At 71.9% G+C, this 9396-nt stretch carries 10 protein-coding genes; all 10 read left to right on the top strand.

Features of this window, described 5'->3' with window-relative positions:
- Positions 1-26: 26 nt before the first annotated feature.
- The 10 genes from mltG (at position 27) to nusB (ending at position 9206) form a co-directional block, all read left to right on the top strand.
- The gene (gene mltG / locus ACZ6I3_RS32660) at positions 27-1754 is read left to right on the top strand and encodes an endolytic transglycosylase MltG (RefSeq protein WP_469419581.1); all 1728 of its coding nucleotides are present in this window, start codon (positions 27-29) and stop codon (positions 1752-1754) included.
- A gap of 11 nt (positions 1755-1765) precedes the next feature.
- Complete coding sequence (locus tag ACZ6I3_RS32665) at positions 1766-2593, top strand: shikimate dehydrogenase (RefSeq protein ID WP_469419582.1); 828 nt, start codon at positions 1766-1768, stop codon at positions 2591-2593.
- A gap of 55 nt (positions 2594-2648) precedes the next feature.
- Complete coding sequence (locus ACZ6I3_RS32670; protein ID WP_469419584.1) at positions 2649-2891, top strand: hypothetical protein; 243 nt, start codon at positions 2649-2651, stop codon at positions 2889-2891.
- A 140-nt stretch (positions 2892-3031) separates the two neighbouring features.
- A complete protein-coding gene (gene aroC, locus ACZ6I3_RS32675) occupies positions 3032-4216 on the top strand; it encodes a chorismate synthase (RefSeq protein ID WP_469419585.1) in 1185 nt (394 codons plus the stop codon).
- Between the two features lie 26 nt (positions 4217-4242).
- Positions 4243-4725 (top strand): shikimate kinase, encoded by a 483-nt coding sequence (locus ACZ6I3_RS32680; protein ID WP_468199310.1) that lies wholly within the window; start codon positions 4243-4245, stop codon positions 4723-4725.
- Positions 4722-5813 carry a 3-dehydroquinate synthase gene (gene aroB, locus ACZ6I3_RS32685; RefSeq protein WP_189726437.1) on the top strand — a complete coding sequence of 364 codons (1092 nt, stop codon included), beginning with the start codon at positions 4722-4724 and terminating at the stop codon, positions 5811-5813. The genes ACZ6I3_RS32680 and aroB overlap by 4 nt, the downstream gene beginning before the upstream one ends.
- A gap of 164 nt (positions 5814-5977) precedes the next feature.
- Positions 5978-6841, top strand: a complete 864-nt coding sequence (locus ACZ6I3_RS32690; RefSeq protein ID WP_469419587.1) for a Pro-rich N-terminal domain-containing protein — start codon at positions 5978-5980, stop codon at positions 6839-6841.
- Positions 6842-7039: 198 nt separating this feature from the next.
- Positions 7040-8149 carry an aminopeptidase P family protein gene (locus ACZ6I3_RS32695; protein WP_469419589.1) on the top strand — a complete coding sequence of 370 codons (1110 nt, stop codon included), beginning with the start codon at positions 7040-7042 and terminating at the stop codon, positions 8147-8149.
- Positions 8150-8202: 53 nt separating this feature from the next.
- Positions 8203-8769 carry an elongation factor P gene (efp, locus tag ACZ6I3_RS32700; RefSeq protein WP_189726434.1) on the top strand — a complete coding sequence of 189 codons (567 nt, stop codon included), beginning with the start codon at positions 8203-8205 and terminating at the stop codon, positions 8767-8769.
- 2 nt (positions 8770-8771) lie between these two features.
- Positions 8772-9206, top strand: coding sequence for a transcription antitermination factor NusB (gene nusB, locus ACZ6I3_RS32705; RefSeq protein WP_469419590.1), 435 nt, complete (start codon positions 8772-8774; stop codon positions 9204-9206).
- Positions 9207-9396 lie beyond the last annotated feature (190 nt).

The following is a 9396-nucleotide window of genomic DNA, read 5'->3' on the forward strand; positions in this document are numbered from 1 at the left end:
CGCCGCCTCGCGGCTCTAGGGGATCGATGACTGAGTATGGCCGGGGCCAAGGCTCCGAACCGTGGCATCCGGAGGACCCGTTGTACGGGGACGGCGGATGGGGCGGACAGCAGGCCCACCCGGGCCAGCAGTCCCCCTACGGCGGCCAGCCGCAGCACTATCCAGAGCAGCCGCAGCACGCTCAGTACGGCGACTGGGGCACCGGTGAGCAGGCCGGATACGGGCAGGCGCAGCAGCACTACCCGTACGACCAGCAGCAGTACGCGGCCCAGACCCACGGGCATCAGCAGTACCCCGGGCAGGGGGACCACGGTCACCCGCAGGACCAGGGGTACCACCAGCAGCCGTACGACAACGGCGGCTGGGCCACCGGCGGCCACCAGCAGGTGTCGTACCCCGGGGACCCCGGGGACCCGTACGGGCAGCAGCAGCCCGGCGCCTACGGCGGGGGCCAGTCCGACTACTACGGCACGCCCGAGGCGTATCCGCCGCCGGAGCCTCCCGGCCGGCGCCGGGCCGAGCCGCCGCCGGAGCCGGAGACCGACTGGGACCCCGGACCCGACCAGGGCGAGCACGCCTTCTTCGCGGGCGGCGGCGACGATGACGACGGCGACGGCGACGAGCCGAGGAAGCGTCGCGGACGCGACGACAAACGCGAACGCGGCGGCAAGCCCAAGAAGCGCCGCAGCGGAATGGCCTGCCTGCTGGTCGTTGTGATCCTCGGCGGCGGCCTCGCCGGTGTCAGCTACTTCGGCTACCAGTTCTACCAGGATCGTTTCGGCGACGCCCCGGACTTCGCGGGCGACGGCAGCGGGCAGCAGGTCACCGTCGAGATCCCCCGGGGAGCGCTCGGCTACAAGATCGGGCAGGTGCTGAAGGACGCCGGCGTCGTCAGGAGCGTCGACGCCTTCGTCACGGCGCAGGCGAACAACCCCGACGGCCAGAAGCTCCAGGACGGCGTGTACACGCTGCAGAAGCAAATGTCGGCCGACAGCGCGGTCGAACTGATGCTCAGTCCGGAGAGCCGCGACAATCTGATCATCGCCGAGGGCAAGCGCAACGCCGACATCTACCGGCTCATCGACAAGCGGCTGGAGGTCAAGGAGGGCACCACCGCCGCGGTCGCCAAGAAGGACTACAAGAAGCTCGGCCTGCCCGCCTGGGCGCTGAACCACCCGAACGTCAAGGACCCGCTGGAAGGGTTCCTCTACCCCTCCAGCTACGGCATCGCCAAGGGACAGAAGTCCGAAGACGTGCTGAAGCAGATGGTGACGCGGGCCACCGAGACCTACGAGAAGCTCGGGGTGGAGAAGAAGGCCGCGAGCCTCGGACTCGAAGACCCCTGGCAGCTGGTCACGGTCGCGAGCATGGTTCAGGCCGAGGGCACCAGCCACGCCGACTTCCGCAAGATGGCCGAGGTCGTCTACAACCGGATGAAGCCCGGAAACCCGCAGACCAACGGTTTGCTGGAGTTCGACTCCTCGTACAACTACATCAAGAACCAGAGCAAGATCGACCTGAGCCTGAGCGAGCTGCGGTCCTACGACAACCCGTACAACACGTACTTCCACAAGGGACTGACGCCCGGGCCGATCGACAATCCCGGCGAGGACGCGATCAAGGGCGCCCTCAATCCGACGGACGACGGCTGGTACTACTTCATCTCGCTGGACGGCAAGACCAGTGAGTTCACCAAGACCAACGCCGAGCACCAGAAGCTGGTCGACAAGTTCAACGCCTCGCGCAACAACTGAGGAACACCCTGATGGCCGCACCACGCCGGGCCGCCGTACTCGGCTCCCCGATCGCCCACTCGCTCTCCCCGGTCCTGCACCGCACGGCCTACGAGGAGTTGGGGCTGAGCGGCTGGACGTACGACAGGTTCGAGGTCGACGAGGCCGCCCTGCCCGGATTCTTCGAGACGCTCGGTGCCGAGTGGGCGGGGCTCTCGCTGACCATGCCGCTGAAGCGGGCCGTGATCCCGCTGCTCGACGGGATCAGCGAGACCGCGGCCTCGGTCGACGCCGTCAACACGGTGGTCTGCACCCCGGACGGGCGCCGCACCGGCGACAACACCGACATCCCCGGCATGGTCGCGGCTTTGCGCGAGCACGGCATCGACAAGGTCGAGGCAGCCGCGGTCCTCGGCGCGGGTGCCACCGCCTCCTCCGCGCTGGCCGCGCTGTCGCGGATCTGCCCGGGCGAGATCGCCGTGTACGTCCGCAGCGAGGCCCGGGCCGCCGAGATGCGGCAGTGGGCCGAGCGGCTGGAGGTCCCGGTGCGCATCGCCGACTGGGCGGACGCCGAGCAGGCACTGCGCGCCCCGCTGGTGATCAGCACCACGCCGGCCGGTGTCACCGACGCCCTCGCCCGGTCCGTGCCGGAGCGGCCCGCGGCCCTCTTCGACGTCCTCTACGACCCCTGGCCGACCGACCTCGCCGCCCGCTGGTCGGCGTACGGCGGCGCGGTCGTCAGCGGCCTCGACCTGCTGGTGCACCAGGCCGTGCTGCAGGTGGAGCAGATGACGGGGCTGGCCCCGGCGCCCCTGGACGCCATGCGAAAAGCGGGCGAACGCGCTCTCGCGGCCCGCTAGGATCCGCTCTCGGTTCCGCAGGGGGCCCAAGCGCAAGATCGCCTACCGGCGGGCCGTGCGGAGCGGTCAGCCCGTCCAGGCGGCGGCTCGGCACGGGCAGGGGCGTGGAGCGGACTACCTGGGGGAGTGCGCACCTCAGCAAGCAGCGCGGCAGGCACCGCAGCAGGGCAGTGGAGGCGACCACCTGGGCGCCTACGCGCCGCAGCAGGCGCAGCCCGCGCCGCAGCCGAGCGGCGCGGACTTCCTCGACGCGTACGCGCCGCAGCGGCAGACCGGCGGCCCCGCCTCGTCCGCCTGATGGACCGGCGGCCGGGTCCGCACTCCGGACGTGGGAGGATCGTAGGTGGCGGACCGGGGCCGCGCACCCGGTCAGGCCGTCGCCGTACGCGAGGACGTGCGTACGCAGGGCAGTACGGGCGCGAGCACTGAGGAGCACCGTTGAGCAGGTTGCGCTGGCTGACCGCTGGGGAGTCCCACGGTCCCGCACTCGTCGCGACGCTGGAGGGTCTGCCCGCCGGCGTGCCGATCACCACGGACATGGTGGCGGACCATCTCGCGAGGCGGCGCCTGGGCTATGGGCGCGGCGCCCGGATGAAGTTCGAGCGCGACGAGATCACCTTCCTCGGCGGTGTCCGGCACGGCCTCACCCTCGGCTCCCCGGTCGCGATCATGGTGGGCAACACCGAGTGGCCGAAGTGGGAACAGGTCATGGCGGCCGACCCGGTCGACCCCGAGATCCTCGACGGGCTCGCCCGCAACGCCCCGCTGACCCGCCCGCGGCCCGGCCACGCCGACCTCGCCGGAATGCAGAAGTACGGTTTCGACGAGGCCCGGCCGATCCTGGAGCGTGCCTCGGCGCGTGAGACCGCGGCCCGGGTGGCCCTCGGCGCGGTGGCCCGGTCGTACCTGAAGGAGACGGCCGGCATCGAGATCGTCTCCCACGTCGTGGAACTGGCGGCCGCGAAGGCGCCCTACGGCGTGTACCCGACGCCGGCGGACGTGCAGAAGCTGGACGAGGACCCGGTGCGCTGCCTGGACGCCGACGCGTCGAAGGCGATGGTCGCCGAGATCGACCAGGCCCACAAGGACGGCGACACCCTCGGCGGTGTGGTCGAGGTGCTGGCCTACGACGTGCCGGTCGGCCTCGGTTCGCACGTGCACTGGGACCGGCGTCTCGACGCCCGGCTGGCCGCCGCGCTCATGGGCATCCAGGCGATCAAGGGCGTGGAGGTCGGCGACGGCTTCGACCTGGCGCGGGTGCCCGGCTCCAAGGCCCACGACGAGATCGTGACCACCGACGAGGGCATCCGGCGTACCTCCGGCCGCTCCGGCGGCACCGAGGGCGGGCTGACCACCGGTGAGCTGCTGCGGGTGCGCGCTGCCATGAAGCCGATCGCGACCGTCCCGCGGGCGCTCAAGACGGTGGACGTCGTCACCGGTGAGGCGACGGCCGCCCACCACCAGCGCTCCGACGTGTGCGCGGTGCCGGCCGCCGGCATCGTCGCCGAGGCCATGGTCGCCCTCGTCCTCGCGGACGCGGTGGCCGAGAAGTTCGGCGGCGACAGCGTGGCCGAGACCGGCCGCAACGTACGGTCGTACCTCGACAACCTGGCCATCCGGTGACCCCGCTGATCGTGCTGGTCGGCCCGATGGGCGTCGGCAAGTCCACCGTCGGGCAGCTGCTGGCCGAGCGACTCGGGGCCGGATACCGGGACACCGACGACGACATCGTCGCCGCGCAGGGCCGGACGATCGCCGAGATCTTCGTGGAGGAGGGCGAGGCCGCCTTCCGCGCGATCGAGAAGCAGGCCGTGCGCGAGGCGCTGGCCGGCCACGACGGCGTGCTGGCCCTGGGCGGCGGCGCCGTCCTCGACCAGGACACCCGCGAGCTGCTCGCCGGGCAGCGGGTGGTGTACCTGTCGATGGACGTCGAGGAGGCGGTCAAGCGCACCGGCCTCAACGCGGCCCGGCCGCTGCTCGCCATCAACCCGCGCAAGCAGTGGCGCGAGCTGATGGAGGCCCGTCGGAACCTGTACGAGGCGGTCGCCACGGCCGTCGTCGCCACCGATGGCCGTACGCCCGAAGAGGTCACCCAAGCAGCCCTGGACGCACTGGAGTTGAAGGAAGCATGAGCGAGGCAGTGACGCGGATCCAGATCGGCGGCACGGCGGGCACCGAGCCCTACGAGGTCCTGGTGGGCCGGCAACTCCTGGGCGAACTGGCCGGGTTGATCGGCGGCAGGGCCAAGCGGGTCGCGATCGTCCACCCCGAGGCGCTGGCCGAGACGAGTGACGCGCTGCGCGCCGACCTGGCCGAGCAGGGCTACGAGGTCGTCGCCATCCAGGTGCCCAACGCGGAGGAGGCCAAGACCGCCGAGGTCGCCGCCTACTGCTGGAAGGCGCTGGGCCAGTCCGGCTTCACGCGCACGGACGTCATCGTCGGTGTCGGCGGCGGCGCGACCACGGACCTGGCCGGGTTCGTGGCAGCCACCTGGCTGCGCGGGGTGCGCTGGATCGCGATCCCGACCACCGTGCTGGCCATGGTCGACGCGGCCGTCGGCGGCAAGACCGGCATCAACACCGCCGAGGGCAAGAACCTGGTGGGCGCCTTCCACCCGCCCGCCGGTGTGCTCTGCGACCTGGCCGCACTGGACTCGCTGCCGGTCAACGACTACGTCTCCGGACTCGCGGAGGTCATCAAGGCCGGCTTCATCGCCGACCCGGTGATCCTCGACCTCATCGAGTCCGACCCCGAGGCCGCCCGTACCCCGGCCGGCCCGCACACCGCCGAGCTCATCGAGCGCTCCATCCGGGTCAAGGCCGACGTGGTGTCGTCCGACCTGAAGGAGTCGGGCCTGCGCGAGATCCTCAACTACGGCCACACGCTCGGCCACGCCATCGAGAAGAACGAGCGCTACAAGTGGCGCCACGGCGCCGCCGTGTCCGTGGGGATGCACTTCGCCGCGGAACTCGGCCGCCTGGCGGGCCGGCTGGACGACGCCACGGCCGACCGGCACCGCACCGTCCTCGAAGCGGTCGGCCTGCCGCTGTACTACCGCCACGACCAGTGGCCCAAGCTGCTGGAGACCATGAAGGTCGACAAGAAGTCCCGCGGCGACCTGCTGCGCTTCATCGTCCTGGACGGTCTGGCCAAGCCCACCGTCCTGGAGGGGCCCGACCCGGCCGTGCTGCTCGCCGCGTACGGCGAAGTGGGGCAGTAAGTCCTCCCGCGCTCCTTCCGCCCGAAAAAGCCTTACGGCGCCGGGCACTTCGGGCCGCCCCCGGCCGTTCACACAACGATCGCCGGGGGCGGTACCGTTCGGTAGCAGCGGGTTCCGCCCCCGCAGTCAGCGCCCATCGCCTGTACGAGACGGAGTGGCACCGGATGCAGCACGCAGTGGGTTCTCCGCTGCCGCCGCCCCACCAGCCGGGGCAGGGACCGGCCGCCGGCTGGTCGCCGGCCGCACACCACCCGGGTTCGCACCAACCGGGCGCGCACCAGGGCGCCGCCCCCGTGCCCCCGCCGCCCCCGGCACCGGGATACCCCGCGCCACCGCCCGGGCCTGCCGCGCCCCCGCATCAGGCCTCCGCCCCCGCCGCGCCGGACACCACCGGTCATGTGCCGCTGCCGCCGGGCGGTCCGGTCGCCATGCCCAGCGCGCCGCCCGCCGCCGCGGGCCCCGACCTGGCGGGCACGACGCTCGCGGTGCTGCTCATCGGCCCCGCGGGTGCCGGGAAGACCAGCGTCGCCAAGTACTGGGCGGACCACCGACGGATCCCCACGGCCCACATCAGCCTCGACGACGTACGCGAATGGGTCCGCTCGGGTTTCGCCGACCCCCAGTCCGGGTGGAACGACAACTCGGAAGCCCAGTACCGTCTCGCCCGCCGCACCTGCGGCTTCGCCGCGCGGAACTTCCTGGCCAACGGCATCTCCTGCATCCTCGACGACGCCGTCTTCCCCGACCGGCCCGTCGTCGGCCTCGGCGGCTGGAAGCGGCACGTCGGGCCGGGCCTGCTGCCGGTCGTCCTCCTGCCGGGCCTGGAGATCGTCCTGGAGCGTAACGCCGAACGCTCCGGCAACCGCCGCCTCAGCGACGACGAGGTCGCCCGCATCCACGGCCGCATGGCCGGCTGGTACGGCTCGGGCCTCCCGATCATCGACAACTCCCAGCTCGACATCCCGCAAACGGCCCAGGTCCTGAACGACGTCCTGTCCCGCTCCATCGCCAGCCCACCCCAGTGGTAGCCCCCACCCCTTAGGGGCCCCGCCCCCTAGGGGCGCGGGGAACTGCGCGACAAGCCCCCACCCACCCGCGGACGGCACACAACCCCGCGCGGCCCGCCCTCTCCCGAACAGCACCCCAGCCCACCCGGACACACCAAGCACCGCCCACTCAGACGCCCTCAACCGGCGCCAAACCCGCGGAGCTCATACGCTCGGGTCATGTCAGAGGTGTACGCGGCCCGCCGGACGCGTCTGAGGGAATACTGCAACGCGGGCGGCAGCGCGGCGGCGCTGGTCTCCCGCCCCGCCAACGTGCGCTATCTCGCGGGCCCCGCCCCGCGCGGCGCCGTTCTGCTGCTGGGCAAGACCGAGGACCTCCTGGTGTGTGCCGGCCCGATCGAAGGCCGCTCCGCGCAGGAGCGCCCCGACGAGGCCCTGCGCGTCCAGAACCTGCCCGGAACCGGTGGCGGCGACCCCGCCGTCGCGGCCGCCGGCCTCGCCGTGGACCAGGGAGCCGACTCCCTCGCGGTGGAGGAGCACCATCTCACCGTGGCCCGGCACCGCGCCCTCGGCTCGGTCGCCCCGCGGCTGCGCCTGGCGGGCCTCGGCTGCGCCGTCGAGCAGCTCAGGGTGGTCAAGGACGAGGAGGAGATCTCCTGCCTGCGCATCGGCGCCGAGATCGCCGACCAGGCCCTGGGCGAACTGCTGGAGTCCATCCTCGTCGGCCGGACCGAGCGTCATCTCGCCCTGGAGCTCGAAAGACGCCTCGTCGACCACGGGGCCGACGGACCGGCCTTCCCGACCTCCGTCGCCACCGGGCCCAACGCCGGCCGCCCGGGCCACCGGCCCACCGACCGCCGTGTCGAGGAGGGCGACTTCCTCTCCGTCTGCCTCGGCGCGACGTACCGCGGCTACCGCTGTGAGATCGGCCGTACGTTCGTCATCGGCACGGCTCCCGCGGACTGGCAGATCGAGCTGTACGACCTGGTCTTCGCCGCCCAGCGCGCCGGACGTGAGAGCCTGGTACCCGGCGCCGCCTGCCGGGACGTCGACCGGGCCGCACGCCAGGTGCTGGACTCCGCGGGGTACACGGAGGGCCTCACGGCCCTGACCGGACACGGGGTCGGGCTCGAAATCGACGAGGACCCTCAATTGAGTCCCGCGGCCATGGGTAAACTGGACGCTTGCGTGCCGGTCACCGTCGAACCGGGGGTCCACCTCCCGGGCCGGGGTGGTGTCCGGATCGATGACACGCTCGTCGTCCGCCCCGAGGCGGACGGCGGACCCGAGCTACTCACCATCACGACCAAGGAGCTGCTCGCCCTGTAGCCAGGCAGGTGCGGGCCCCAGGGTCGTACGTCAGTCCAGGAGATTCCGCAACCGTGGCTTCCACGAACGACCTCAAGAACGGCATGGTGCTCAAGCTCGAAGGCGGCCAGCTCTGGTCCGTCGTCGAGTTCCAGCACGTCAAGCCCGGCAAGGGCCCGGCCTTCGTGCGCACCAAGCTCAAGAACGTGCTCTCCGGCAAGGTCGTCGACAAGACCTTCAACGCCGGCGTCAAGGTCGAAACGGCCACCGTCGACAAGCGGGACATGCAGTTCTCCTACATGGACGGCGAGTACTTCGTCTTCATGGACATGGAGACCTACGACCAGCTGCACGTCGACCGCAAGTCGGTGGGCGACGCCGCCAACTTCCTGATCGAGGGCTTCACCGCCACCGTCGCGCAGCACGAGGGCGAGGTGCTCTTCGTCGAGCTGCCGGCCGCCGTCGAGCTCGTCATCCAGGAGACCGAGCCGGGCGTCCAGGGCGACCGTTCCACCGGTGGCACCAAGCCCGCCACGCTGGAGACCGGCCACCAGATCCAGGTGCCCCTCTTCATCACCACCGGTGAGAAGATCAAGGTCGACACCCGCTCCAGCGACTACCTCGGCCGGGTGAACAGCTAACCGTGGCTGCCCGCAACACGGCCCGCAAGCGCGCCTTCCAGATCCTCTTCGAGGGCGACCAGCGTGGCACCGAGGTCCTGACGGTCCTCGCCGACTGGGTCCGGCTCTCCCGGGCCGACACCCGGCAGCCGCCGGTGAGCGAGTACACGATGGAGCTGGTCGAGGGCTACGCGCAGCGCGCGAAGCGCATCGACGAGCTGATCGCCCAGTACTCGGTCGGCTGGACACTCGACCGGATGCCGGTCGTCGACCGCAACATCCTGCGGCTCGGCGCCTACGAGCTGATCTGGGTCGACGAGACCCCGGACGCCGTCGTCCTGGACGAGATGGTGCAGCTGGCCAAGGAGTTCTCCACGGACGAGTCGCCCTCGTTCGTGAACGGGCTGCTCGGCCGGCTCAAGGACCTCAAGCCCTCGCTCCGCCGCGACGAGGACTGAGAGAGACAGAACGCCGGAGGGCCCGCAGCGCGACTGCTGCGGGCGCTCCGGCGTTCCCGTACGGCCGGGGGCCGTCAGGCCCCCAGAACGGCGGGGGGGGGGGGGGGGGGGGGGGGGGGGGGGGGGGGGGGGGGGGGGGGGGGGGGGGGGGGGATGTGGGGGGGGGGTGGGGGGGGAGCGGGGGCGCGGG

It is taken from the genome of Streptomyces sp. NPDC041940, assembly GCF_055589465.1.

What these genes read in the sequence shown, in the direction of transcription:
- mltG (WP_469419581.1), top strand. Translation starts at nt 27, where the DNA reads ATGACTGAGTATGGCCGGGGCCAAGGCTCCGAACCGTGGCATCCGGAG.
- ACZ6I3_RS32665 (WP_469419582.1), top strand. Translation starts at nt 1,766, where the DNA reads ATGGCCGCACCACGCCGGGCCGCCGTACTCGGCTCCCCGATCGCCCAC.
- ACZ6I3_RS32680 (WP_468199310.1), top strand. Translation starts at nt 4,243, where the DNA reads ATGGGCGTCGGCAAGTCCACCGTCGGGCAGCTGCTGGCCGAGCGACTC.
- aroB (WP_189726437.1), top strand. Translation starts at nt 4,722, where the DNA reads ATGAGCGAGGCAGTGACGCGGATCCAGATCGGCGGCACGGCGGGCACC.
- ACZ6I3_RS32690 (WP_469419587.1), top strand. Translation starts at nt 5,978, where the DNA reads ATGCAGCACGCAGTGGGTTCTCCGCTGCCGCCGCCCCACCAGCCGGGG.
- ACZ6I3_RS32695 (WP_469419589.1), top strand. Translation starts at nt 7,040, where the DNA reads ATGTCAGAGGTGTACGCGGCCCGCCGGACGCGTCTGAGGGAATACTGC.